18 protein-coding genes are annotated in these 25,714 nt (G+C 59.9%); 13 read left to right on the forward strand and 5 right to left on the reverse strand.

Going from position 1 to position 25,714, the window contains the following annotated elements; all coding sequences use genetic code 11:
* Positions 1–253, reverse strand: a 253-nt coding sequence (locus tag AC6FTP_RS11165; protein ID WP_497206997.1) for a pseudouridine synthase domain-containing protein, incomplete at its 3' end; no start/stop codon positions are given.
* A 70-nt stretch (positions 254–323) separates the two neighbouring features.
* Here AC6FTP_RS11165 and AC6FTP_RS11170 point away from each other — a divergent pair.
* From AC6FTP_RS11170 to AC6FTP_RS11180, 3 genes are all read left to right on the forward strand, one after another.
* Positions 324–1,052, forward strand: coding sequence for a 3-keto-disaccharide hydrolase (locus AC6FTP_RS11170; protein WP_497206998.1), 729 nt, complete (start codon positions 324–326; stop codon positions 1,050–1,052).
* Between the two features lie 155 nt (positions 1,053–1,207).
* Complete coding sequence (locus AC6FTP_RS11175) at positions 1,208–1,816, forward strand: GNAT family N-acetyltransferase (protein ID WP_497206999.1); 609 nt, start codon at positions 1,208–1,210, stop codon at positions 1,814–1,816.
* Positions 1,817–1,839: 23 nt separating this feature from the next.
* Positions 1,840–4,434 carry a DUF7133 domain-containing protein gene (locus AC6FTP_RS11180; protein WP_497207000.1) on the forward strand — a complete coding sequence of 865 codons (2,595 nt, stop codon included), beginning with the start codon at positions 1,840–1,842 and terminating at the stop codon, positions 4,432–4,434.
* A 2-nt stretch (positions 4,435–4,436) separates the two neighbouring features.
* On the opposite strand, the gene AC6FTP_RS11185 is transcribed toward AC6FTP_RS11180, so the two are convergent.
* Positions 4,437–5,399 carry an amidohydrolase family protein gene (locus AC6FTP_RS11185; protein ID WP_497207001.1) on the reverse strand — a complete coding sequence of 321 codons (963 nt, stop codon included), beginning with the start codon at positions 5,397–5,399 and terminating at the stop codon, positions 4,437–4,439.
* Positions 5,400–5,589: 190 nt separating this feature from the next.
* Between AC6FTP_RS11185 and AC6FTP_RS11190 the strand changes: the two genes are divergently transcribed.
* Complete coding sequence (locus tag AC6FTP_RS11190) at positions 5,590–6,966, forward strand: outer membrane protein assembly factor BamB family protein (protein WP_497207002.1); 1,377 nt, start codon at positions 5,590–5,592, stop codon at positions 6,964–6,966.
* Between the two features lie 7 nt (positions 6,967–6,973).
* Here AC6FTP_RS11190 and AC6FTP_RS11195 read toward each other — a convergent pair whose 3' ends face one another.
* Together AC6FTP_RS11195 and leuA are read right to left on the reverse strand one after the other, a co-directional pair.
* The gene (locus tag AC6FTP_RS11195; RefSeq protein WP_497207003.1) at positions 6,974–8,419 is read right to left on the reverse strand and encodes a DUF1501 domain-containing protein; all 1,446 of its coding nucleotides are present in this window, start codon (positions 8,417–8,419) and stop codon (positions 6,974–6,976) included.
* Positions 8,420–8,579: 160 nt separating this feature from the next.
* Positions 8,580–10,244 (reverse strand): 2-isopropylmalate synthase, encoded by a 1,665-nt coding sequence (leuA, locus tag AC6FTP_RS11200; protein ID WP_497207004.1) that lies wholly within the window; start codon positions 10,242–10,244, stop codon positions 8,580–8,582.
* Positions 10,245–10,502: 258 nt separating this feature from the next.
* On the opposite strand from leuA, the gene AC6FTP_RS11205 reads away from it, so the two are divergent.
* From AC6FTP_RS11205 to AC6FTP_RS11230, 6 genes are all read left to right on the forward strand, one after another.
* On the forward strand, positions 10,503–11,651 hold the full coding sequence (locus tag AC6FTP_RS11205; protein ID WP_497207005.1) for an efflux RND transporter periplasmic adaptor subunit: 1,149 nt from the start codon (positions 10,503–10,505) through the stop codon (positions 11,649–11,651).
* A gap of 3 nt (positions 11,652–11,654) precedes the next feature.
* Positions 11,655–14,762, forward strand: coding sequence for an efflux RND transporter permease subunit (locus AC6FTP_RS11210; protein WP_497207006.1), 3,108 nt, complete (start codon positions 11,655–11,657; stop codon positions 14,760–14,762).
* On the forward strand, positions 14,759–16,156 hold the full coding sequence (locus AC6FTP_RS11215; RefSeq protein WP_497207007.1) for an efflux transporter outer membrane subunit: 1,398 nt from the start codon (positions 14,759–14,761) through the stop codon (positions 16,154–16,156). Before AC6FTP_RS11210 ends, AC6FTP_RS11215 begins: the two co-directional genes overlap by 4 nt.
* 265 nt (positions 16,157–16,421) lie before the next feature.
* A complete protein-coding gene (locus AC6FTP_RS11220; protein ID WP_497207008.1) occupies positions 16,422–16,808 on the forward strand; it encodes an ApaG domain-containing protein in 387 nt (128 codons plus the stop codon).
* 533 nt (positions 16,809–17,341) lie between these two features.
* Entirely contained in the window at positions 17,342–19,642 is a 2,301-nt protein-coding gene (locus AC6FTP_RS11225; protein ID WP_497207009.1) for a PQQ-binding-like beta-propeller repeat protein, read from the forward strand.
* Between the two features lie 22 nt (positions 19,643–19,664).
* Positions 19,665–21,290 (forward strand): outer membrane protein assembly factor BamB family protein, encoded by a 1,626-nt coding sequence (locus tag AC6FTP_RS11230; RefSeq protein ID WP_497207010.1) that lies wholly within the window; start codon positions 19,665–19,667, stop codon positions 21,288–21,290.
* 68 nt (positions 21,291–21,358) lie between these two features.
* On the opposite strand, the gene AC6FTP_RS11235 is transcribed toward AC6FTP_RS11230, so the two are convergent.
* Positions 21,359–21,808 (reverse strand): DUF2452 domain-containing protein, encoded by a 450-nt coding sequence (locus AC6FTP_RS11235; protein WP_497207011.1) that lies wholly within the window; start codon positions 21,806–21,808, stop codon positions 21,359–21,361.
* Between the two features lie 111 nt (positions 21,809–21,919).
* Here AC6FTP_RS11235 and AC6FTP_RS11240 point away from each other — a divergent pair, with 111 nt between their 5' ends.
* The 3 genes from AC6FTP_RS11240 to AC6FTP_RS11250 all read left to right on the forward strand — a co-directional run bounded on the left by AC6FTP_RS11240 (position 21,920) and on the right by AC6FTP_RS11250 (position 25,662).
* A complete protein-coding gene (locus AC6FTP_RS11240) occupies positions 21,920–22,384 on the forward strand; it encodes a hypothetical protein (protein ID WP_497207012.1) in 465 nt (154 codons plus the stop codon).
* A 21-nt stretch (positions 22,385–22,405) separates the two neighbouring features.
* A complete protein-coding gene (locus AC6FTP_RS11245; protein WP_497207013.1) occupies positions 22,406–22,780 on the forward strand; it encodes a metallopeptidase family protein in 375 nt (124 codons plus the stop codon).
* 344 nt (positions 22,781–23,124) lie between these two features.
* Entirely contained in the window at positions 23,125–25,662 is a 2,538-nt protein-coding gene (locus AC6FTP_RS11250; protein WP_497207014.1) for a protein kinase domain-containing protein, read from the forward strand.
* The last annotated feature ends 52 nt before the right edge of the window (positions 25,663–25,714 follow it).

The raw sequence follows: 25,714 nt of genomic DNA on the forward strand, positions 1-25,714 counted from the left end.
CGATCGCCGTCTCATGCTCAACATCGACCGTGGCGCTGACGACTCCGCCGGGCTTGTGCATCATCAGGTAGAGCGCTCGCTCGGCCTGCTGCACCACTTCGGTCTCTAGCTCCACTTGGGTGAAGCGATCCACCTCATGCTGGTTTGCCGTGCAGATGGCAGCATCCACCCGCACGCAGCCGCTGGAGATCAGTCGATGGGCCTCGCTTCGCCCGAGCGAGCGATGTTTGGCGATGAGGCGGTCGAGTTTCACACTGCATTCTGCATCGCCTTGGCGGCGGGTGAAACTGTTTCGCGAGTTCTTCCGTTTGTTGCCCACCACCATGAAGCTTCTTCCCTTCGCCGCCCTCCTCGTTCTCACCTCACTTCAAGCAGCCGAGCCGCCTGCTGGCTTCAAAGCCATCTTCAATGGCAAGGATCTCACCGGCTGGTATGGCCTGAATCCACACAGCGTCCAGAAGCTCACCGGTGAAAAGAAAGACGCTGCGCTGAAAAAGATGCGCGAGGAGTTCCCCACGAACTGGAAAGCCGAAAATGGCGAACTCGTGAACGATGGCCACGGCCCCTATGCCACCACCGAGCAGGAGTTTGGAGATATGGAATTCCACATCGAATACAAAACCGTGCCGAAAGCCGACAGCGGCATCTACCTGCGCGGCGTGCCGCAGGTCCAGATCTGGGACAAGAGCCAAGTCTTCGATCCAGCGAAGCCCACCCGTCGTCCACACCTCGGCTCCGGCGGTCTTTTCAACAACACGCCTGACACACCTGGGCGTGATCCGCTCGTGATTGCTGACAAGGACCTTGGCGAGTGGAACAGCTTCCGCATCCGCCAGATCGGTGCCCGCACCTGGGTGTGGCTGAATGACAAGCTCGTCGTCGATGGTGCCCCAATGGAGAACTATCCCGACAAAGCCGTCCCCTATCCCGCCAAAGGCCCGATCATGCTGCAAACCCACGGCGGCGAAATCCGCTGGCGGAATCTTTTCGTGCGTGAGATCGGTGCGGAGGAAGCGAAGAAGATCCTCGCTGAGGCTGATGCGAAAAAGTAGATCGAACTTCCAAGTTCGATCTCAGCTTAGCGCCCTGCCAGGGAACGGACTCGGAAGTTCGTTCTACGCCTCCTCGCAGATGCGATGGCTGTTCGCTTGCTTTGCTGTGCTTGATCATCGGCTGATTTGGTCCCCTCTTCGGTTCAAAACAGCTCATGCCCTCTTTGTTGTCCCATCATCAACTGCGTCTTCGCGATGGGCTACCTGTGATCCTGCGCCCGCTGCTTCCGAATGACCGGGAGCGGATCATCGACGCCTTCAAGCGGCTCTCACCTGAATCCACTTACTTCAGGTTCTGGACGCGTTTTCGCGGTGTCAATCCGACCTTCATTGACAAGCTTTGTGCGGAAGATCAGGGCCATCATGCAAGCTGGATCATCGTCATCCAGGACAACGACGATGTTCCCGGTGTGGGCGGCGGCTCCTTCTGGCGATCTGGCGAAGATGAGAGTCTGGCGGAGGTTTCTTTCACGGTGGCAGATGAGTTTCAGGGCCAGGGAGCTGGCACGATTCTGCTGGCCGCCTTGTGGGAGCAGGCCTGGGCAATGGGCATCCAGCGCTTCGTGGCGCATGTGTTGGATTCCAATCACGTCATGCTCACCTGGTGGACCAGCTTGGGCGCGTCAGCCATCCAGCATCCGCATGGATGGGAAATGACGCTCACGCTCGATGAAGCCGCGCTGCCCGACACGTCAGCGGCCAACAGCCTGCGGCACTGGCTTGCCTTCCTCCGCGCAACACCTCCAGATGCTCCTCTGGAATGAAGAGATCTCGTTGCAAGGCTTCCTTGCCTCCCCACGACTATGGCGTTCTCAAAATGCTCTTCCGTCTCCTCTCCCTCCTAGCTTTCACCAGCGCGACATTCGCCGAAACGAACCCCACTTACACCTTCCCCATTCAGGCCAAGACGCCTGAGGAGGAGCTAAAGACCATCCAGTTGCCGGATGGCTACTCGTTGGAGCTCGTTTTGAGCGATCCGCTGATCAAGGAGCCGATGGCGATCGCCTTTGATGGTGATGGCAAAATGTACGTCGTCGAGATGCGCACCTACATGCAGGACATCGACGGCACGGACGAACTCACGCCAAAGAGCCGCATCTCGCTCCATGAATCGACGAAGGGCGACGGCGTCTTCGACAAGCACAGCGTGTATCTGGATAACCTGCTGCTGCCTCGTATGGTGCTGCCGCTGGATGACCGGGTGCTCGTCGGCATCACGAACACGAATGACATCACGCTTCATCGCGATGCAAATGGCGACGGTGTGGCCGATGAGCAAGCGCCGTGGTTTGTCGGCGGGCCGCGGGGTGGAAACATGGAGCATCAGCCCAGTGGTCTCGTGTGGGGCTTGGATAACTGGATCTACACCACCTACAACGGCTACCGCCTGCGCTGGGCGGGCGAGAAGCAGCCGGCACTCAAAGAGAACACCGCGCCGAATGGCGGCCAGTGGGGATTGGCGCAGGATGATTACGGCAAGATGTGGTGGAGCAATGCCGGCGGCGAAAAAGGCCTGTGGAACTACCAAGCGCCCATTCTGTATGCCGCGATCAATGTGAAGCAGCAAAAGAGCGAGAAGTTCGACACCGTGTGGCCCATCGTCGGGCTCGGCGATTTCCAGGGCGGACCCGGACGCTTCCACTCGCCGGAGGACAAGCGCTTGAACCACTTCACCGGCTGCGCCGGACAGACCGTGTATCGCGGGGATCGCCTGCCGAAGGAGCTTTATGGCAACGTCTTCTTGCCTGAGCCGGTCGGTCGCCTCATCCGCCGCGCCACGGTGGAAATCAAAGACGGCATCACCACCGTCGCGAACCCGTATGAGGAGCAGATGAGCGAGTTCATCCGCAGCAGCGATCCGAATTTCCGCCCGCTGAACATGACCACCGGCCCCGATGGCTGCCTCTACATCGTCGATGCGTATCGCGGCATCATTCAGGAGGGAAATTGGGTCAAACCCGGCAGCTTCCTGCGCGGAGCCATCGAGCCCACCGGCATGCAGCACGTCGCCGGTCATGGTCGCGTGTGGCGTCTCGTGCATAAAGACTTCAAACCCGGCCCGCAGCCGAAAATGATCGGCGAAACGCCCGCACAGCTCGTCGCGCATCTCACGCATCCGAACGGCTTCTGGCGTGATACCGCGCAGCGCATGCTTATCGTCAAAAACGACAAGTCCGTGGTCCCCGCGCTTGTTTCACTGCTCAAGCATGACAACCACCTTGCTCGCTTGCATGCGCTGTGGACGCTCGAAGGCCTCGATGCCATCACGCCGGACATTCTCCGCGCTGCGATGAAGGACGAGCACGCGCAAGTCCGCGCCAGCGCCATCCGCGTCGCTGAATCGCTGCTCAAAAAAGGCGACGCCGCTTTGATCGCCGACATTCAAGCCCTCAAGGCCGACAAAGACCCGACTGTGGTGCTGCAGACGCTTTACACCGCCAAGCACCTCAACTGGCCCAAGTGGAAGGGCGAAGCGCAGATGACGCTCATGACCTCCGCCAGCGTCGGCGTGAAGGAAATCGGGGCGCAATTGCTTGTCGAGGCACCAAAGATCAGCGGCAGCTTCACCAAGGACGAAAAGAAGCAGCTCGAGCGCGGCCAAGAGATCTTCCGCTCGCTTTGCTTCGCCTGCCACGGCTTTGACGGCGCGGGCATGCCCATCGCAGGCCGCGAAGGTGCCACACTCGCCCCACCGCTCGCCGGATCACGCACCGCCGTTCAAGGTGACGCCATCGTGCGTGTCATGCTCAATGGTCTCGCCGGCCCCATTGATGGCAAAACCTACGAGGCGCAGATGGTCACCATGGCCAGCTTTGATGATCAATGGATCGCCGATGTCGCCAGCTACATCCGCAAAGCCTTTGGCAACAACGGCAAGCTAGTGGCGAAAAAGGAAGTCAATGCGCTGCGCAAAGAACTCAGCCAGCGCACCACGCCCTGGACCATCGAAGAACTCCGCTCGCATTACCCGCAGCCTTTGCCGAACCGCGCCGCGTGGAAGCTCACCTCCAGCCACAACGAGAAGGAACTCACCAAAGCCATCGACGGTGATCTCGGCACCCGCTGGGATTCCCACACACCGCAAAAGCCCGGCATGTGGATTCAGATCGAGCTGCCCGCCGCCACCGCCATCACCGGCCTCTACCTCGACACCGCCAAATCGCGTGGCGACTGGCCCCGCGGCTGGAAGATCGAAACCTCCGCCAACGGCACCGAATGGGACAAACCCATCCTCGAAGGCAGCAGCGAAACCAACGTCACTGAATTCCTCTTCCCCAAGCCCGTGACCACAAAATTCATCCGCATCACCGACACCGGCGAAGTGAAAGGTCTGTACTGGTCCATCCACGAACTGGACGTGCTCGGGGCGGTGAAGAGATAGGCTTACACCTTCAGCCCATAAAACCGCACCGCATTCCCGCTCCACAGTTTCCGCTGTTCGCTGGCAGGTCGTGAGGCCACGATCTGCTTCAGCGCATCTACCCAGCCGCGCACAGGACTGCCGAGCAGGCAGACGGGCCAGTCGCCACCGAAGAAAACGCGGTCGGGACCGAAGGTGTCGAGGCAGTGATTGACGACGGGAGCGAGGTCTTCCGCCTGCCATTTGCCCGGCGGGGCAAAGGCAACGATGCCGCTGATCTTGCACATGACGCCGGGTTGCGCAGCGACGGCATCAATGCCACGTTTCCATTCATCGGGCGTGCAGCTTCGATTCAAACCGGGACCGAGTTTGGGATTGAAGGCTTTGGGGTCGCCATTGCCGCAATGGTCGAGCACAAAGCGGGTGTCTGGGCATTGTTGGATGAGCTTCACGCCGTCCTTCAATTCAGTGGGGCGCATGGTCAGCTCAAAGTTGAGCCCATGCTTGCCCAGCGTGCGAGCGCCGCGCACAAACTCGGGGCTCAGGCAGAACCCCGGAGGCGTGGAGTCGCCATGCAGCACCTGACGCAGACCTTTGACGATGCCATTGCCCGCGTAGCGCTTCACATAGGTCTCGAAGTTATCCGAAGCAGGCCTTCCACCAATCGTCGCGGCGATGGTGGGTGTGTTTCCAGCGCGGCACTGGACCACGATGTCATCCGCTTCCTTAACGTGATCCTTCGGAGCCACATCGACCTCCATGTAGATCGCTTTCACGTTCAGACCTGCATTGGCCTTCACATAGTCCGCCGTCACAAAATCATGCCGCAGCACTTCCGGTGCACCTTTGATCCAGGGCGGACTGATGACGTCCCGATCCCAGAGATGCTGATGCGTGTCGATGATCAGTGAATCTGGCTCGCTCAACGTTGAGCATGAGGTGAGAGCAGCTCCGGCAGTGGTTTGGAAGAAGTGGCGGCGGTTCATGGTGGATCAAGGCTGTACGGAGCGCATGCATTCTCCTTGTCACTTCGTTTGCAAAGCTTGATCGCGTGAAGCGATAAGGCTGTCGCGTTTAAGATGGATGTCTTTTGCTCGAATCGCACTCGCTCTGCTTCCCGTCGTTTCTTTGGCTGCTGATCAACCTCAGTGGGGGCAGCCGTGGACGAGGAATCTCGTGTCGACGGAAAAGCACCTGCCAGACAGTTTCGATCCCGAGTCCAAGAAAAATGTGAAGTGGGTAGTCGATCTCGGCACGCAGACGCACTCGACGCCGATCGTGGCAGGCGGTCGCATCTTCATCGGCACAAACAACACCAACCCACGTGATCCGAGGCACGCTGGAGATCGCGGTGTGTTCATGTGCCTGGATGAAAATGACGGGCATCTGCTCTGGCAACTCGTGGTGCCGAAGCTGGAGGACGACAAATACTTCGACTGGCCAGAGACGGGCATGTCATCGGAAGCCACCGTCGAAGGCGAGCGCGCCTACTTGGTGACCAATCGCGGAGAACTCGTGTGTCTGGACGTGAATGGTCTGGCGAATGGCAACGACGGGCACTACCAAGACGAGGGCAAGCACATGGCCCTGCGTGATCAGCCTGTAATGACACCAGGACCTCTCGATGCGGACATCGTGTGGATGCTCGACATGAAAGAGGCCTGCGGAATCTGGTGCCACGACAATGCGCACAGTTCGGTCCTCATTCGCGGTGATCACTTGTATGTGAACACCGGCACCGGTGTGGACAATACGCATCGCTTCATCCGCCGACCCGAGGCTCCCAGTTTGATCGTCGTGGACAAGAACACGGGAAAGTATCTCGCCCGCGATGATGAGCACATCTCACCAAACATCTTCCACTCCACGTGGTCATCGCCGAGCTTCGCGGAGGTGGACGGCAAACCGACGATCTTCTTCTGCGGCGGTAACGGCATCACCTACGCCTTTGAAACTCTGGAAGCTGCATCGCCCACCGATGCCGTGGTGACGTTAAAGAAGCGCTGGCAATACGACCTCGATCCCGCCGCGCCGAAGACAAAGGTGCATTTCTACACCCAGAACAAGCAGGAAGGCCCAAGCAACATCTACGGCATGCCGGTGATCGCGAATGACAGGCTTTTCATCGCTGGTGGAGGCGATGTATTTTGGGGCAAGAACCAGTCCTGGCTCAAATGCGTCGATCCACACAATGGCAAGGAAGTATGGAGCTACGTGCTCGGCAAACACACACTCACCACCGCCGCTGTGCATAACGGTCTCGTCTATGCCACGGACTCCGATGGTGGTGTGCATTGTGTCGAGGAGAAGACCGGTGCAGCCGTGTGGACGCACTCGATGAACGGCACCTTTTGGGCCTCGCCCATGATCGCCGATGGCAAAATCTACCTCGGCACCCGCAAAGGAAACTTCTGTGTGCTCGCCGCAGGCCGGGAGAAAAAGGTGCTGTGCAATCTCGAACTCAAAGCACCCATCAGCGCCACCGTGACCGCGGCGAACGGCGTCGTTTATTTGGCAACGATGAAGCAGCTCTGGTCGCTGAAGGCGGAGTGAGTGGCGATCACGCACAAAGATCCTTCACCACATGCCCGTGGATGTCGGTGAGGCGGTAGTTGCGGCCTTGGAAGCGGTAGGTGAGGCGTTCGTGGTCGAAGCCGAGCAGGTGCATGATGGTGGCCTGGAGGTCGTGAACGTGGACTTTGTTTTCAGCGATGTGGAAGCCGAGTTCGTCGGTGCTGCCGTAGTCGAATCCTGCCTTCACGCCGCCACCGGCCATGAAGAGCGTGTAGCAGTCCGGGTAGTGATCGCGACCGAGCACCTTGCTGGCAGCGGTGCGACCTTCGCGGAAAGGTGTGCGGCCAAACTCACCGCCCCAGACGACGAGGGTGTCATCCAGCAGCCCGCGTTGTTTGAGATCTTTGATTAATGCGGCGACGGGTTTGTCCGTGGCAGCCATCTTTTTCGTCAGGCCATCGGTGATGCCATTGTCCACGCCCGTGCCGTGGAAGTCCCAGCCCCAGTCGAAGAGATTCACGAAGCGCACACCTTGTTCGATGAGTCGGCGCGCGAGCAGGCAGTTGTTGGCGAAGCTGGACTCTCCAGGCTTGGCACCATAGGCCTCAATGATGTGCTGCGGCTCCTTCGAGATGTCCATGACCTCCGGCACGCTGGCCTGCATGCGGTAGGCGAGCTCGTATTGGGCGATGCGGGTGACAGTCTCGGGATGGCCGAGTTCGGCGGACTGGAGTTCGTTAAGCTCTTTGAGCGCATCGAGCGTCTTGCGGCGCATCTCGCGGCTCATGCCGGCGGGATTGTTCGCATACAAAACGGGATCGCCTTTGCTGCGGCACTGCACGCCCTGAAACACACTGGGAATGAAACCACTGCCCCAGCAACCCTGACCACCGCTGGGCTGCGTGCCGCTGGAGATGAGCGCGACGAAGCCGGGCAGATCCTGGTTTTCCGTGCCGAGTCCGTAGGTGGCCCACGACCCCATGGAGGGCCGACCCTGGCGCACATGACCGGTGAAGAGCAGCAGCTCCGCAGGCGCGTGATTGAACTGATCTGTGTTCATCGACCGCACCATCGTGATGTCATCGGCAATGGTATGGAAGTTCGGGCAGGCATCGCTCATCCACATGCCGGCCTTGCCGTATTGCTTGAAGGTGCGCGGCGTGCCCATGAGTTTTGGCACACCGGTGGTGAAGGCAAAGGTGCGGCCTTTGAGTTCGCTGTCGGGGCAGTTCTGGCCGTCGCGCTTCACCAGCTCCGGCTTGTAATCAAAGAGGTCCAGGTGCGGCGGTGCGCCAGACATGTGCAGGTAGATCACCCGCTTCGCTTTCGCGGCATGGAGCGGATGCTTTGGCGCGAGCGGATTGTCCGACTTCGGGGCCGCAACGGCCTGCATCGCCTGCATGGCGATGGCACCGAGGCTGAACTGCCCTGCATTGCCAAGAAATTGGCGACGTGTGCGGAGCTGGAGCTTGTCGTGGAAGACGGGATTCATAGGGGGATGAAATTACGAGATTAGAGGGCTCAATCTCTCCAATGCAGGGTGCAACAGCTTCCTATGCCATCAATCCCCATCAGGCTGACAGAAGAAGGGAGCAGAAAATAGGATCACTCTCATTTTTCTGCCCCCATTTGCTGTCGGTTGGTTTGCGAACTCACCCCGCCCGGTTCACCGCGCTGAGCACGGCTTTGATGGAGGCGAGTTCGATGTTGGTATCGACTCCGGCACCCCAGACGAGTTTGCCGGTGGCGGTCTTGATCTGGATGAAGGCGAGGGCGGCGGCTTCGGTGCCGGAGCTGAGGCTTTGCTCGCGGTAGGTGGACACCTCAAAGCTCGGGGCTCCGGCGTCGGTGATGAGGGCGTTCACAAAGGCGGCGATGGGGCCATTGCCGGTGCCGACGACTCCGCGCTCTTTGTCATTCACGACGAGACTGCAACGGCAGGTGAAGACGCCATCCACGCCATCGGCATGGAAGTGATGAAGGGCAAAGGGGGTCTCGCGCTCGATGTATTCGTTCCAGAACATCTGCTTCAGCTCGGTGCCGCTGACTTCGCGGCCCAGCTTGTCCACGAGATCATTGGCGATGGGGCCGAACTCGCGCTGCATGTCTTTGGGCAGCTCGATGCCGAACTCGCTTTCGAGAAGGTAGGCGACGCCGCCTTTGCCGCTCTGGCTGTTCACGCGGATGACCTCATGGTATTCGCGGCCGATATCATGCGGATCGATGGTGAGGTAGGGGACATCCCAGATGGTTTTGTGCTCGTCGTAGCCGGTGAGGCCCTTCTTGATCGCGTCCTGATGGCTGCCGCTGAAGGCGGTGAAGACGAGCTCGCCGGAGTAGGGCTGGCGGGCGGGGACGGTCATGCCGGTGGTGCGCTCATACATCTGGATGAGGCCGTTCATGTCGCTGAAGTCCAGCTTCGGATCGGTGCCGTGCATGTAGAGATTCATGGCGACTTGGACGATGTCCAGATTGCCCGTGCGCTCGCCATTGCCGAAGAGCGTGCCTTCCACGCGATCGGCTCCGGCCAGCAATCCCAGCTCCGTGGCGGCGGTGCCGGTGCCGCGGTCGTTGTGCGTGTGCAGGCTGATGATGAGGCTGTCGCGGTTTTTGATGTTCGTGCAGATCCACTCGATCTGGTCGGCATAGACGTTCGGCATGGCCACCTCGACGGTGTCGGGCAGGTTCAGGATCATCTTATGCTCGGGCGTGGGCTGCCAGACATCCATAACGGCCTCGCTGATCTCTTTGGCGAACTCGACCTCGGTGGCGCTGAAGCTCTCGGGCGAGTATTGCAGCGTGACTTTGGTGCCGCCTTCAGTGAGGCGATGCAGGCGGTCTTTGATCAATTTGGCACCGCTCTTGGCCACGGCGATGATCTCTTCCTTGCTCTTGCCAAACACATACTTCCGCTGCGCTGGCGAGGTGGAATTGTACATGTGGATGACCACCTGCTTCGCGCCGATGAGGCTCTGCACAGTCTTTTCGATCAAGTCCTCACGCGCCTGCACCAGCACCTGGATGGTGACATCATCGGGAATGCGCTTTTCCTCGATGAGGCGGCGGTTGAAGCTGAACTCGGTGTTGGAGGCGGAGGGGAACCCAACCTCGATTTCTTTAAAGCCGCACTTCACCAGCGCATCGAACATTTCCAGCTTTTGGGAGACATTCATCGGCACGGCGAGGGCTTGATTGCCATCGCGGAGATCGACGCTGCACCAGATGGGCGCGTGGGTGATGGTGCGGCTGGGCCACTGGCGGTTTTGGATCGGGATCGCCGGGAAGGGCTGATACTTGGCGGAGGGGTTCTTTAACATGACAGACTTTCTTTAAAGGATGAACAAGAGGAAAAGATGCACAGGATTTCCCTGAGATCGGTAGCCGTGACGTGACGGCTGGGGAGCATGACGAGGAAACGCGGGCCGCCTACCCTTGCGTAAGTCGCAGGGAGAGGAGGAGCAAAGCCGAAGCTGGCGCGGTCATGAGGGCGAATGCTAGAGTCGGATGCCGACTTGTCCAGCATGGTTTTGGCTGCTAGCGGAGGGATCTGGCGGCGTTTGTTTCTGCCCCCCATCATGTCCGATTCCCGTCCTGCGCCCTGGCTACGCTCCATCGTCTTCCTCATCATCAGCGCTGCTGTCGCTGGTGGTGGATGGATCTTCTGGCAGCAGCAAAAAGCGTTGAAGCAGATCCCAGCCGCCGCCGCGAAGGCGAAAGGTGCCATGCCGATCTCTACCGCCAAGGTCACCCGCATGGACTACGCACTCGACTTGCTCGCCATCGGCACCGTGGCGGCAGATGAGTCGATCGACCTCAGCGCGAACGTCACCGAGACAGTCACCGCGCTACATTTTGAAGACGGGCAGCAGGTGAAAAAAGGTACACTGCTCGTGGAACTCAGCGCAGCGGAAGAGCTGGCAGCGCTCTCGGCCTCGAAGTCCCAGCTCACCGAGCACGAGCGCGAGATCACCCGCCTGCAAAGTCTCGTCAAAGACGGCGCGGCACCCGAGGCACGACTGGAGGAACGCCGCACGCTGGCTGAGGTGGCGAAGCAGAGCATCCTCGAAGCCGAAGCTCGTCTCGCAGATCGGCGCATCGTGGCACCCTTTGATGGCTGGCTCGGGCTGCGGCGCATCAGCGTCGGCGCACTTGTGTCACCGGGCACAGTGATCGTCTCGCTGGATAAGATCGACGTGGTGAAGATCGACTTCAGCGTGCCGGAAACCTACCTCGGCATGATCAAGGAAGGCACGGAGATCGAAGCGCGCACCGAGGCGAGTCGCGACCGAGTTTTCAAAGGCAAGCTCTCTCGCCTCGACTCGCGCATTGATCCCGCCACCCGAGCTGTCGCCGCGCGTGCGGAGGTGCCAAACGCGGATCTTTTGCTGAAGCCGGGAATGCTCGTCACCGCCTCGTTGCGCGTGGAGCCACGCATCTCTCTTTCCATTCCCGAGCGGGCGCTCGTGCCCATCGGATCGAAGGCTTTTGTCTTCATCATTGCTGAAGAGAAAGCCAAGCGTGTCGAGATCACCACCGGTCGCCGCAAGCCGGGCTACCTCGAGGTGCTGAAAGGCCTTGAGGAAAACCAGCTTGTCGTCGCTGATGGTCTCGTCGGTTTGCAGGACGGCATGGCCGTCAAAATCACCGGCCAGTTCGCCGGTCCTGTGAAAGCCTTCAATCCCGAGGCGCTCTCGTCCAAAAGCAGCGGGGAGAGCGCGAAGTAAGTCATGTGGCTCTCTGACACATCCGTTCGCCGCCCGGTGCTGGCTTTGGTGATGAATCTGGTGCTCGTCACCTTTGGTATCGTCGCTTACACGCGGCTGCCGTTGCGCGAGTTTCCTGACATCGAGCCGCCCATCGTGACGGTGGAGACTTACTACCGCGGAGCTTCGGCGAGTGTAGTGGAAAGTCGCATCACGCAGCGGCTGGAGGATCGCATCTCGCAGGTCGAGGCCATCGAAAACATCTCGTCGATCAGCGTCGATGGGAAATCCGAGATCACGGTCGAGTTCAGCCTCGGGCGCGACCTCGATGCAGCGGCGAATGACATCCGCGAGGCGATCAGCCCCGTGCTCGCCACACTGCCGCCAGAGGTGGACCCACCGAACGTCGGCAAGACGGAGCTAAGCGCCGAGGTGCTGATGTATCTGAACCTCACCAGCGAGTCGCGAAACACGCTGGAACTTACCGACTACGCCGAGCGCTATCTCATCGACCGTTTTTCCCGGCTGCCCGGCGTGGCGCGTGTGCGCATCAACGGTGGCTCGCGCTATGCTTTGCGCGTGTGGCTGGATCGTGAAGCACTCGCGGCGCGTGGGCTCACGGCCATCGATGTGGAAAAGGCGCTGCGCAGTGAAAACGTGGACCCGCCAGCGGGCACGGTGCAGTCGCTCGACCGGCAGTTCACGGTGCGCCTGACGCGCCAGTATAGGACAGTCGAAGACTTCGAGAAGCTCGTCATCGCACGCGGGGCGAATGGTTATCAGGTGCGGCTGAGTGAGGTCGCCAAGATTGCGCTCGGAGCGGAGGAGGCGCGCACGGTTTTCAAAGGCAATCGAGTGCTAATGGTGTCTGTCGGCATCATCCGGCAGTCGCGCTCAAATCCGCTCGAAGTCGCCCGTGCTGTGCGTGCGGAGGCGGAAGACATCCGCAAGACCTTGCCGCCCGATTTGAAGCTGGAGAACAGCTACGACATCAGCCAGTTCATCGAGGAATCCCTGCATGAAGTGTATCGCACGCTCGGCATCGCGCTGGGGCTCGTGGTGATCATCATCTTCCTCTTCCTCGGCAGTTTCCGCGCGGTGTTGATCCCGACCGTGGCGGTGCCGGTGAGCGTGTTCGCCACCTGCTTGGTTTTGCAGGCGCTCGGCTACTCGATGAACACTCTCACGCTGCTCGCCTTCGTGCTGGCGATCGGGCTCGTGGTCGATGACGCCATCGTGGTGCTTGAGAACATCCACCGCCGCATCGAGCATGGTGAAAACCCACTCGTCGCCGCTTACAAAGGCACACGTCAGGTCGGGTTCGCCGTCATCGCCACCACGCTGGTGCTGATGAGCGTCTTCATCCCCGTGGCGTTCATGCCGGGGGATACGGGACGCATGTTTGCGGAGTTCAGCGTCACGCTTTCCATTGCTGTGGCATTCTCGGGCTTCGTGGCTCTGACGCTTTCGCCGATGATGGCCTCGAAGATCCTTCGTGGTCGCGAGGGCGATGGCTTCATCGCTCGCACCTTGGATCGTCTCTTTGGGGTGGTTCAGCGGAGTTATCGCTGGGTGCTGGATAAGGCGCTGCACTTCCCAGCCTCAGCCTTTCCCATCGTTGCAGGCATCACGGCGCTGTGCGTTTGGCTGCTGATGAACATCCCGGATGAGTTCATGCCGCGCGAGGACCGTGGATCGTTCTTCGTCGTCGCCACCGGCCCGCCGGGCACGACGTATGGCAATGCCGTGCAGACGCTCGATGCACTCACGGAGCGGGTGATGCCGCTCGTGGAGGAGACCAAGGAGGCCACGCGCGTGAATTCACGCGCACCGCGAAGCTTCGGTTCATCCGCCGACTTCAATGACTCCATCGCCGTGATCACCCTGACTCCCTTCGGCACGCGGCGGGATGGATTCACCATCATGGAAGATGTGCGGCAAAGAACCGCTGACATGACCGAGGCCAAGGTCTCCGTCATCATGCGTCAGGCCATCCTGCGCGGGCTGAACAAGCCGCTCGAGATCGTCGTGAGTGGCCCCACCTTTGAAGAACTCGCCAAGTGGCGGGACATCATCTTGGCAAAGGGACGACTCAATCCGAAACTGCTCGGCTTTGATTGTGATTACCGAGATACCAAGCCGCAACTGCGCGTCACCATCGATCAAGCGCGTGCCGCTGATCTGGGCGTCTCGACAGCGGACATCGGCATGACTTTGGAAACCATGCTCGGTGGTCGGCGGGCCACGACCTTCCTTCATGAAGGTGAGGAGTATGACGTGATGCTGGAAGGCAGCTACGCCGACAAACGCACGCCGGTGGACCTGAACAATCTCTTCGTCCGCAGCGAGCGCACGAAGCAACTCATCCCGCTTTCGAACCTTGTGAAGACCGAAGAGTTCGCCGACAGCGGCACGCTGAACCGCTACAACCGCATGAGAAGCATCACCTTCGATGCCGAGCTGGCCACGGGTTACAGCCTCGGCGAAGCGGTGACTTACATGGAGCAGCTGATCCGCGAAACCCTGCCCGGCAGCGCCATCGTGGGCTACAAAGGCAACTCGCTGAAGCTCAAGCAGAACCAGGGCAACATCGGCCTCGTCTTTGCCCTCGCGATGCTCATCGCCTTCCTCCTGCTGGCGGCGCAGTTCGAGAGCTTCGTGCATCCTTTCACCATCATGCTCACGGTGCCGATGGCCGTGGCTGGCGCGCTGCTCGGCCTGAAGTTCATGGGCATGAATCAGAGCATCCACAGCCAGATCGGCCTCATCATGCTCATCGGTCTGGCGGCGAAGAACGGCATCCTCATCGTCGAGTTCATCAATCAGCTCCGCGATGAAGGCGTGGCCTTCCGCGAGGCCATCCTCACTGCCAGCGAGCAACGCCTGCGCCCCATCGTCATGACCGCGCTCGCGACCGTGATGGGCGCGCTGCCGCTCATGCTCGGAGGTGGAGCTGGCTTTGAAACGCGCCGCGTCGTCGGTGTCGTGATCGTCTTCGGCGTCAGCATCGCCACCGTCGTGACGCTCATTCTGGTGCCGATGATGTATGCGCTGCTCGGCCAAAGGACAGGCTCACCGCTGGATGCGAGCCGGAAGCTGGATGAGGCGCTTGAACAGACGAAACCTGAATGACGAAAACGATCTCCATTTCCCTGCTTTGCAGCATGTTGCTCTCTGGCTGCAATGTCGCGCCCAAGTATCTCTCGCCGAAGCCGGATCTGCCGACGGAGTTCAAGACGCAGGGCCCCTGGCGCACAGCGAAGCCAAGTGATGCCGAGGCGCGTGGCGACTGGTGGCGCTACTTTGGCGATGCGAGGCTCAGTCAGCTCATGCGTGAGGCGGAGACTGCGAGTCCGACGCTTGAAATTGCCCGCCAGAGAGTTCTCGAAGCCCGGGCACAGGCACGGGCGGACAAGGCGGGGCTGTTTCCCTTCGCCACGATGCGCAACAGTGCGCAGCGGGATCGTAGTACTGAGACGATGGCCTTTCAGTTCGCCGGCGGACGCTCGCGCAACACGCTGCTGAACACGCTCGACTTCACTTACGAGGTGGACTTCTGGGGTCGCATCCGCAATCAAAGCAAGGCTGGCAGCGCCCGCGCGGATGCTGCTGAGGCGGATCTGCAAAACGCGCACCTCGGCCTGCTCAGCGAGCTGGCGATGAACTACTACGCGCTGCGTGTGTCGGATGCACAGATCGCACTCTTGAAGCGCACCGTCGCCGTGCGACAGCGCACGGTGGATATGGCGCGGAAGCGTTTCACTCAGGGTGACATTGCCCAGATGGACGTGGCGCAGGCGGAAACAGACCTCGCCGAAACCCAAGCCGAGGCCATTGGTTTGGAAAGGCCGCGCGCCGCGCTGGAACACGCTATCGCCCTGCTGCTCGGGAGGATGCCGAGTGACTTCGCACTGCCTGCCGGACCGCTCGCTGGCTCGCCCCCTTCCTTGCCCCGCAGCGTGCCGAGCACTTTACTGGAACGTCGTCCTGACATCGCAGCGGCGGAGCGTGAGATGGCGGCGCTGAATGCCGAGATCGGCGTGGCAAAGGCAGCTTACTTTCCCACCGTCACTATCGGCCTGCGTGGCGGCACGCAGACGAGCTTCTATGACTTGATCGACAACGGCAGCAGCCGCATCTGGGGTCTCGGACCCGCTGCTGTCGAGTGGCCACTGCTGCGCGGAGGTCGGGTCAAAGCCACCCACGAGGCCACTAAAGCACGCTACGAGCAGGGGGCCTCCGCCTACCGTCAGACCGTGCTCGCCGCCATGCGTGACACCGAGGACAGCCTCAGCGCTCTCGATGTCCTCCACCGCCAATCAGCAGCGCAGGACGTGACTGTCGCCTCCGCCACGAAGGCTCTGGAGCTAGCTCAAAGGCGCTACGATTCTGGCCTCGTCGCCTACTACGAAGTGCTCGATGCCCAGCGCACGCTGCTCCGTGCCGAGCGCGAATCCACCCGCCTCCAAGGAGAGCTTTTCCTTGCCACGGTGATACTGGTGAAGGCGCTCGGGGGTGGGTGGTGAGCGACTTCATTTCCTTCAGCAGCTTCTACGAGAGTTTTAGGGGTGCTGTCTGATTCCGCCAGGACGTTCCGATCCACTCAAGCTTGCACCAAACGCACTCAAAACTTGTGAACTTCTTAGCTCAACGATATTGACTGGAGACCTTCTTTCTTCATTGCCTGGAAGTGTGGCATCTGCGGTGGCACGCCAGCAGCTTTTCAAAGGCAGTATGTGATGTCGGCTTTGCTATTTCTTGTTCATCGTCTCGTCTGCACTATCTTAGAATATGACTGTTCACTTCGATCATCTCCCAGGCCTTACCGCGACCGTGGATGATGTGTCCTACGATCCCACTCGACCCGCACCTCCGGATCGTCCGCATCCATTCGTGTATCATGTGTCGATTCACAATGGATCTGCAGAGACGGTGAATATCTTTGGTCGCAAATGGATTGTGCGTGACACCGATGGCGACACTCTCGTCGTCGAAGGAGATGGGGTCGTGGGTCAATTTCCCAAGCTCGAACCCGGGCAGACCTTCAGCTACAATTCATATCATGTGATCAAAGCAGAGAGCACAGCGACGGGTTCCTTCTTCGGCACCACCACACATGGTCGCCCTGTATTCGTTCGCATCCCGCGTTTTGAAATGCATCCGCCGATGCTGGCGTGAACCAGCTCATGAAGTGATGTGGAGGATCCCTGAAAAACAAAAGACCCTCTGGCGGTGAAACCAGAGGGTCTGTTAGCGATCCAGCAACCAACAACAGTGAGGACCGATGGCACGAAAGTGAGAGCTAATGAAGCTGCATCTCCGTGGCCCATTCGAGAAACGGCTCGTCTGGACGAACGGAGAGTAAAAACTTTTGTGGCCCTCGTCAACCAATGGGGTCGTTTTTTGCAAAAAGAGGAGGGTTTCTCATTAATGAGTTCCTCTTTTAGGGGCAAAAGTGTGATAATTTTAGAAGAAAGCGCCTTGACAGGGTTGTGGATAAACTGCTGTTCATGTGAATAAGCCTAACAACTGGGGGCTTTCATCACCTGCCAAAGCGACCCTTCTCGCCGAAAGATGCCTTCTTGGCAGCCCGTTTTGCCCTGACTACCCCCCATTTACCTCGAATCGCGTGATTTCTGTCATGCCGACAAAGGCGTTGAAGTGGCTTCGGCTGCATGGACGGTGTAGTTCTCAGTCCTCTACTCAACCCCATGGAATCTTCATTCACTTCGCGCCGAGCCACCCTCCTGGCAGCCGCGCTTCTCGCCTCAGGAAGTTTTGCCAACGCCAATGACTGGACCAACTGGCGTGGCCCTCTCCAGAACGGTGTCAGTCTGGAACACTACACGGGCGCTGGCAAGCTGGCCGACACTCCCGCTTGGACCTACGATGCCCGCAGCCGTGGCGCTCCTGTCGTGGTCGATGGGAAAGTGGTCCTCTGGGGCTATCGCGGTGAAACCACCGACCTCATCGAGATCCTGACCGTCCTCGACGCGAAGACCGGCAAGAAGCTCTGGGAAGTGGAGATCGCGGACTACCTCTCCGACTCCATCTATAATAGGTACTCCATCGGTGCTCCAACCGTGGACCCTGAGACAAAGCGCATCTACCTCGTCAGCAACGCGGGCCGCTTTGTCTGCTATGAACTCGACGGCAAGAAGGTCTTCGAGATGCCCCTGATGGAAGATCTGGGCCGCATGACCTTCCCGAACTCCCGCGTAGGCAGTCCGATCATCGAAGGCGATCTCGTCATCATTCACTTCATCTTCTCGAACTGGGGTGCTGACGGTCCTGCCGCTGACCGCGTGTATGGTTTCGACAAGAAGACTGGCGAACTCGTCTGGTGGAGCCTGCCCGGCGTGAGCCCGCCGGTGGACTCCTCCTTCTCCACGCCCGTCGTGGAAACTCGCGATGGCAAACGCGTGCTCTATTTCACCACCGGCTGTGGCAATCTCGTCTGCGTGAACGCCCGCAGCGGCAAGCCTTACTGGAGAATGCCCCTTTGCAAAAACGGCATGAACCCCAGCGTCGTGATTCACAAAGGCAACGTCATCGCCATCCATGGTGACGAAAACATCGACACCTCCGAAAAAGGCCGCATGTCAGCCATCAAGCTGCCAGAAAAACTCGTCGCCGCTGCCCCAGGCACTGAAACGACCGTGCTTGAAGCCAGCGCCGAAGCTTGGCGGAATCCCATCGGTGCCACCAGCAGCTCGCCTGTCCTAGTCGGCGACATTCTTTATCAACTGACCGACGGTGGCGAGCTCTACGCCATCGACGCGAACACGGGTAAGGACCTATGGAAGAAGAAGCTGAGCAATGCCAACCTGCATTCTTCCCCTCTGTATGTCGATGGCCTGCTCTATTGCCCGATGATGGAAGGCAAACTCGTCGTCGTGAAACCCGGCGCGACCGATGCGGAAATCGTCCAGGAGATTAAACTCGATGGCGGCAACTCCGCCCAATGTCTCGGCGCTCCCGTCGTGTGTGATGGCACCCTCTACGTCACCACCACCGAGAAATTCTACGCCTTCCCGATCCCGAACAGCGGCATCAAGGTCGATCCCGCTCCCGTGGCTGAAATCCCTGCCGCAGGCAAAGCCGTGGCTCTCCAGATCATCCCTGCGGAAACCGTCATCATGCGTGGCAACAAGCAGGCCTTCCGCATCCGCAGCGTCGATGCCAACGGCATGGTCGTCAGCGACAAAGTCGAAGGCGTGAAGTGGGCAAGCTTCATCCCACCGACCGCCAAGGTGAAAGCCACCATGGACGCCAGCTTCAACGATGCTGGTGAGCTCGTCGTGGCCGCCGATGCCAAGATCAGCGCCGGTGCCTGGAAAGCCACCTCTGCCGATGGCTTGACCGGCACCATCCGTGGTCGCGGTCTGAAAGGCCTGCCCATCACCGAAGACTTCGAAGGCTACAACCTCACCGAAGAGTTCCCCGCCGACCCAGCCAATCCCGCCTACAAATTTGCTTACCCGCCGCTCCCATGGATCGGCGCTCGCTTCAAATTCCAGGTCATGGAAAAAGATGGCAACAAGGTCTTCGGCAAGAGCTTCGACCGTCTCCTCTTCCAGCGCGGCACTGTCTTCGTCGCCCCGTCCACGCTTTCCAACTACACCATGCAGGCCGACGTCATGACCGACGGCAACGCCCGCTCGAAAGCCGACCTGGGTCTCATCAATCAGCGCTACCTCATCTGCCTGCGTGGCAATGCCAACAAGCTCGAGATCAGCTCCAACCTCGAGCGTCTCGCCCAGACCGCCGTCTTCAAAGTCAGCGCCAACACCTGGTACACGCTGAAGACCCGAGTCGATGTCGCCGCTGATGGCAGCGGTGTCGTGAAGGGCAAAATCTGGCCCAAAGCTCAGCCCGAGCCCGAAGCCTGGACCCTCGAAGCCAAGGTCCCCAAAGCCCACACCCAAGGCAGCCCTGGTATCTTCGGCTTCACACCGATGAACCAGAAGCGCGTCTTCCTCGACAACCTCAGCATCACCGAGAACAAGTAACTTTCGCTCCAGCCCATTTCCAATGAAGCCAAAAAACACCCTCATCTTAGCGCTGCTCAGCGCCGCTTCCATCCACGCAGCCGACCTTCCCGAATGGGGCGGCGGCCAGAGCCGAAACATGGTCTCCTCTGAAAAGGGACTGCCCATGGACATTGATCCCGGCAAAAAATACGGCCCCAAAGCCGCGCCGAAGATCGCTGGTCGCCTCCGTCCAAACGCCGAAGAAGCCAACAAAGGCCCCGGCGCGGAAGACATCGACATGTCCACCACCAAGAACTGCCTCTGGGTGGCTAAACTCGGCTCCCAGACCTACGGCACCCCCATGATCGCCAGCGGTCAGGTCTATGTCGGCACGAACAACGAATCCCCCCGCAACGACAAGCACATCGGCGACCGCGGCATCGTCATGGTCTTTGATGAATACACAGGCCAGTTCAAATGGCAGATGGTTTCCCCGAAGATGGGTTCCGGCAAAGTGAACGACTGGGAATATCTCGGCGTCTGCGCCAGCCCCACCATCGTCGGTGACAAAGCCTACGTCCCCGGCAACCGCTGCCAGATCATCTGCATGGACGTCAACGGCATGTCCAACGGCAACCAAGGCATGCAGGACGAAGCCGCCTTCATGGCAGCTCCTGACAAAGACGGCAAACCCGTCCCTGTCGAGCCCGGCAAAACCGATGCCGACATCCTCTGGGTGTATGACATGTATAAAGAACTCGGCGTCTTCCAGCACAACGCCACCGCCGGCTACCCGCTCATCGTCGATGGCAAGCTCTTTGCCCCCACCTGCAACGGCGTGGATTGGACCCACACCAACATTCCCGCTCCACAGGCTCCCAGCTTCATCATGTTGAATGCTGAAGACGGCACCCTCCTTGGTGAAATGGATCACGTCGCCTCCGAGCGCGTCCTCCACTGCTCCTGGTCAAGCCCGACACTGGGTGAGATCGATGGCAAAAAACAAATCATCTTCGGCGCTGGCGACGGCTGGGTTTACTCCATGGCCACCGAGACCGAGAAGAAGGACGACTTCGACATTCTCAAGGAGTTCTGGCGCTACGACGCCAACCCACCTGAGTATCGCAAGAACTCCGCTGGCGAGCCCATCAAGTATGTCGAATACGACGGCCCGAGCGAAATCATCGGCACCACCGTCTTCCATGACGGCCTCGTCTATGTGAACATCGGCCAGGACCCCGAGCACGGCGAAGGCGTCGGCATGCTGAGCTGCATCGACCCTAAACAAACCGGCGACCTCTCCGGCAAAGCCGTCTGGACCTTCAAAGGCATCGAGCGCTCCATCTCCACCCCAGCGGTGAAAGACGGTCTCGTCTATACCGCCGACTACACCGGCCGCGTCTTCTGCCTCGATGCCAAGACTGGCAAAGAATACTGGAAGTTCGACACCAAAGGCCACATCTGGGCCAGCCCGCTCGTCGCTGACGGCAAAGTCTGGATCGGCAACGAAGAAGGTGAACTCTTCATCCTCGCCGAAGGCAAGGAACTCAAAGAACTCAAGACCATCGAGTTCCCATCCCCACTGCTGAGCAGCGTCGTCGCTGCCAACGGTTGCATCTACATCACCACCCACACGCACCTCTACTGCTTCAAAGAAGGTGCCAAGCCTGTCGCAGGCGCGGAGTGATTATTCCAAAGCAACTCTAGAGTTCATTCGCGGGCCGGGATTCATTTCCCGGCCCGCTTTTTTCAGGATCAGCCAACGCTGGTGCTGACATAGGAGCGGAGATCAAAATCCTCCGCCACCTTGTCTGCCTGCCAGCGGCCGTCTGCGTTGAGGCGGAAGGTGCCGATCCAGCGTTGATGCCAGGACTCGGGCTCGATCATGCTGAGATGTCTTTTGCCCTCGATCTCGTAGAGGTGATAAACCTCGCCCATCACGGGCTCGAAGCCGAATTGGGATTCGTAGATGAGTTTGTTCCAGTTGAAGGCGTCGATGACTTTTAAATAAGCTTCGCGCAGTTCCACAAGCTCCTGCTGGAGTTCCCGCTCCACACGGGTGATGCCACGGCTTTTGAAATTCGTCAGGTCCTGCGGAATGATTTTTGCCGCGAGGCGTGACGAAGGGTAGGGGAGGTAATTGGTGCGAGGGTCCGTCTGGGAAAGATCGCGGTCGATGGGGTCATCCTGAGTCATTGTCATCATGAGTGTAGGTTTACGCCTGTCAGGGGAGGGCGGCTGGTGATGTTTTGTTTTCAAGCAAAGGCCGGACGAGAGGATTGCCATCCGTGTTCTGGCAGGGTAGTCTGCCAGAGAATGAAACTTCGTCTCCTGCTTTGCCAACTGACCTGTCTTTTGGCGGCCTGCACCTCCTCCTCTGTTCCCACTCCCGAGCAGCTTGATGCCTTGGAGCAGAAGCTTCGTGCCGAGAATCAGCCGCTGTATGCCGATCTGAGCCAGCGCCGTGCGTCAGGCCAGCTCAGTCAGGCTGAATATGAGGCCGAGCGCGCCAGCCTGGATCATCGGCTGCTCGCCAAGGTGGATGCCATGACTTGGAGCCGTCACGCCCTGGTGCAGAGCGAAATGAAAGCCAATGGCATTCCCACGCCAGATCAACCCGTGGTTCTTGAGGCTCCCGGGGCTGGGACCGTGCAGGGTTCTCTCTATTCCTCTTCGCGAATCAATGGGCTGGGAAACCAGATTCAGGGAAACATGATGCGCGACGTGGGCGGTGGGAATTTCAATCAACGTCGTGCTGGCACAATCTACGATCCGCAGTGATGCGCATTGCCTGCTGACTCAATGAGTCCGAAGCATCTGGAAACAGTGGCCTCAGCGGTGATCGGTCAGACACTCCGCCGTCTGCCGGATTCGATCCGCTCCGCCGCCGGGGAGTGCCTTGTGGAGATGGCATGGATGGAAAACACCGCATTGCATGAAGAGGGTCTGGCTGATGATTTGCTCGGTCTTTTTGAGGGCTGTTCCCACGGCGAGGATCAAGAGGGGGCAAGTTTGGGAAATCTGCCGCGCATCCGATTGTTTTTGGACAATCTCTGGGACCATTCTGGCCGTGACCGTGGCCGGTTTCGAGATGAAGTGCGAGTGACCCTGCTGCATGAGCTCGGGCACTACCTCGGACTCGATGAGCAGCAGGTTGCGGCGCTTGGGCTGGCCTGAAGCCTGTCGCAAGGGTCCATTCTTGTCTGGCCTTCAGTGCATTATAGCCAGCCTAAATCCCATGCCGTTAAGCAATCGAGTTTTCAGCTCATCGCAGGGGAGAAGGCAATTTGAGCGGGGAGCACAGGATTGCCGCAGGGTGGGAAGGTTCGGAGCTAAATGACTGCACCAAGAAAGTGAACAACGATGCCAACTTCCCGGCGGCTTGGAAATCTCCGCCAGGAAGGTGCGCGAGGGAATCCATTCAGCTGAGCCTCGGCGGTCTTGATCTCGGGGAGATCGGGGCGGAGATCACTTTTTAGCTGGGCATCCGGGGGGCGTTGTGGCTAGCTTAATTTCTCCACATGTCTTCCACCCCCCGCCCGGCTCCTGAAATCCGCGACCATGAGACGCTCCGCATCATCGGACGCGGTGCTTATGGGGAGGTGTGGATGGCGCGCTCGGTGACGGGTGCTCTGCGTGCGGTGAAGGTGGTGTGGCGTGAGGACTATGATCATGCGGACTCCTTTGAGCGCGAGTTCGAGGCGATCAAACGCTACGAGCCGATCTCGCGGCGTCATCCCGGGCTGGTGCCGATCCTCCAGGTCGGGCGCAGCGATGCACAGGGCTTCTATTATTATGTGATGGAGCTGGCCGATGATCTGGAGACGGGCCGCGACATCGACGCTGAGAAGTACAAGCCGCACACGCTGGGGCTGGAGATGCGGCGCTCGAAGCAGATCAAGGCGGACCGCTGTCTGGCCATCGGCGCGAATGTGGCAGAGGGTCTGCAACACCTGCACGAGAGCAAGCTGATCCATCGCGATGTGAAGCCCTCGAACCTGATCTTCATCGACGGGCACTGCCGGCTGGCGGACATCGGGCTCGTGGCTCTGCTCGGGCAGCGGAGCTTTGTCGGCACGGAAGGTTTTGTTGCACCGGAGGGGCCGGGCTCTCCCGCGTCGGATGTGTTCTCCCTCGGCATGGTTTTGTATGAAGCCAGCACTGGAAAAGACCGGCTCGACTTCCCGGACATCCCCTCGTGCAGTGACAGTGGGGACAATCTGGAGTCCTGGCAGCGTCTGCATCGGGTGATCTGCACAGCCTGCGCCCCGCAGGCAAAGAACCGCTACATGAGTGCGCGTGAGATGGCTCTGGATCTGCGCGGGCAGCCGCTGCCGTCCTCACGCAAGGCGATGTGGCAATGGGCCGCCGCCGCGGTGATCACGCTGACTCTGGCGGTGGGCTTTGGCATGTGGCTGGCGCAGCGGAATGGAGCCCTGGGGATGGTGTCGGTGCAAAAAAGCACGCCCATGCTGATGATCAAAACCACGCCCGCAGGAGCCCATGTGTATGCGGGGGAAGATGATCTGGGCGTGACGCCGCTGGCGCTGAATCCTGAGGAAGGCGTGCCGATCATTTACCAGCTCCGCCTGCCAGGGCACAAGCACCAGGAGGTGGAGCACACGGCGAACCGGGCGAAACCTGCGGAGTATGATCTGACGCTGGAACTGACGCGTCTGCCTCAGGAAGGCGAGCGCTGGCAAAACAGCCTCGGGATGATTTTCAAACCGGCACCGGGCGGGCACATGACGATCCAGCCGGTGGAGATCAAGCACTTCAAACGCTTCCTCGAAGCCACAGGCCGCTCCTTTGAGGGGCGTGTGGTGCGCGCGGGCACGGGGAAAGAGACGGCGTATTATGTCGTCGCTCCTGTGGGAGATTCGGAGGCCTTCCGCTTCTGGCTCACGGACCGGGACCGCGAGGCAGGGCTGCTGAGCCAGGAACATCATTACGAAGTGGAGCCCTTCTATTATGTCGATGCTCCCGGTGCAGGCGCCGAAGACATGCCGGATGAACGAGAAGCCGAGCCGACGGGCACGAGTGGCAACGAAAGCGCGGACTGGCAGGCCTTTCACCTTCGCGTGGAGCGGCAGACCTACGGCAGTGTGATCATTCGCAGCACGCCGGAAAAGGTGCGTGTTTTCCAGCATGAGGAGTTTCTCGGCTACACGCCGCTGGAACTGCCGCGCGTGCGCAGCGGCCTGATCGAGTATGAACTTCGTGAAGAAGGCTTCTCCGATGTGGTGCTCGAAGGCGAAGTGAGTGCCGGTGAGTTGCTGGAGCTTTTCACTGACATGCAGACGCGGCAGGCGGTGACCTTTGGTCGTGAGTGGAAGGCAAACGGTCTGGGCATTCGCTTTGTGCCACTGACGGACACGACCATGATCGCCGCCACCGAGACACGGCGGCGGGATTACATCGAGTTCGCGAAAGCCACGAATGTGCGTCGTCCGGGGAACATGGATGTGGACGGCAAAGGCGGCACGCAGCCCGTCGTGGGCGTGGACCGCGAAGAAGCACGCGCCTTCTGTGCCTGGCTCACCGAGCGCGAGCGCAATGCCGGGCTCATCGGCCCGAAGGATGTGTATCGCCTGCCCACCGACGACGAATGGAGCCGCGCCGTCGGCCTGCCGCCGGAGCGCGGCACGAAGCCGAGTGAGCGCAATAGCCGCATCCGCGGCATCTACCCCTGGGGTTATGATTGGCCGCCGCCGCCGAACATCGACAACCTCGCCGATGCCAACGGGGCGCGGAAAGCCAACCTGGAAACCTTCATCCCCGGCTACGAAGATCGCTTTGCCAATCTCGGCCCCGTCACCGCCTTCCAACCTAACGAACGAGGCATCCTCAGCCTCGCCGGCAATGCCAGCGAGTGGGTGGACACCGACTTCGATAGCGCGAAGGGTGGCGACTCCAAAAGCACTCTCGGCACCGTGCGCGGCGGCAACTGGCGCAGCGCCAACCCCGACGAACTCCTCTCCTCCACCCGCACCCCCGTCCCGCCGGACACCAAGCGCCCGACGATCGGATTCCGCATCGTGCTGGAGCGGCGGAAGTGAAGCAGCAGAAAGTGCTCAGTGCGCAGTTCTCAGTTTGTCCAAAGACAACGAT

The sequence above is a fragment of the Prosthecobacter sp. genome, from assembly GCF_044378005.1.
Classification (GTDB): domain Bacteria; phylum Verrucomicrobiota; class Verrucomicrobiia; order Verrucomicrobiales; family Verrucomicrobiaceae; genus Prosthecobacter.

What these genes read in the sequence shown, in the direction of transcription:
- AC6FTP_RS11170 (WP_497206998.1), top strand. Translation starts at nt 324, where the DNA reads ATGAAGCTTCTTCCCTTCGCCGCCCTCCTCGTTCTCACCTCACTTCAA.
- AC6FTP_RS11175 (WP_497206999.1), top strand. Translation starts at nt 1,208, where the DNA reads ATGCCCTCTTTGTTGTCCCATCATCAACTGCGTCTTCGCGATGGGCTA.
- AC6FTP_RS11185 (WP_497207001.1), bottom strand. Translation starts at nt 5,399, where the DNA reads ATGAACCGCCGCCACTTCTTCCAAACCACTGCCGGAGCTGCTCTCACC.
- AC6FTP_RS11195 (WP_497207003.1), bottom strand. Translation starts at nt 8,419, where the DNA reads ATGAATCCCGTCTTCCACGACAAGCTCCAGCTCCGCACACGTCGCCAA.
- leuA (WP_497207004.1), bottom strand. Translation starts at nt 10,244, where the DNA reads ATGTTAAAGAACCCCTCCGCCAAGTATCAGCCCTTCCCGGCGATCCCG.
- AC6FTP_RS11205 (WP_497207005.1), top strand. Translation starts at nt 10,503, where the DNA reads ATGTCCGATTCCCGTCCTGCGCCCTGGCTACGCTCCATCGTCTTCCTC.
- AC6FTP_RS11210 (WP_497207006.1), top strand. Translation starts at nt 11,655, where the DNA reads ATGTGGCTCTCTGACACATCCGTTCGCCGCCCGGTGCTGGCTTTGGTG.
- AC6FTP_RS11215 (WP_497207007.1), top strand. Translation starts at nt 14,759, where the DNA reads ATGACGAAAACGATCTCCATTTCCCTGCTTTGCAGCATGTTGCTCTCT.
- AC6FTP_RS11220 (WP_497207008.1), top strand. Translation starts at nt 16,422, where the DNA reads ATGACTGTTCACTTCGATCATCTCCCAGGCCTTACCGCGACCGTGGAT.
- AC6FTP_RS11225 (WP_497207009.1), top strand. Translation starts at nt 17,342, where the DNA reads ATGGAATCTTCATTCACTTCGCGCCGAGCCACCCTCCTGGCAGCCGCG.
- AC6FTP_RS11230 (WP_497207010.1), top strand. Translation starts at nt 19,665, where the DNA reads ATGAAGCCAAAAAACACCCTCATCTTAGCGCTGCTCAGCGCCGCTTCC.
- AC6FTP_RS11235 (WP_497207011.1), bottom strand. Translation starts at nt 21,808, where the DNA reads ATGATGACAATGACTCAGGATGACCCCATCGACCGCGATCTTTCCCAG.
- AC6FTP_RS11240 (WP_497207012.1), top strand. Translation starts at nt 21,920, where the DNA reads ATGAAACTTCGTCTCCTGCTTTGCCAACTGACCTGTCTTTTGGCGGCC.
- AC6FTP_RS11245 (WP_497207013.1), top strand. Translation starts at nt 22,406, where the DNA reads ATGAGTCCGAAGCATCTGGAAACAGTGGCCTCAGCGGTGATCGGTCAG.
- AC6FTP_RS11250 (WP_497207014.1), top strand. Translation starts at nt 23,125, where the DNA reads ATGTCTTCCACCCCCCGCCCGGCTCCTGAAATCCGCGACCATGAGACG.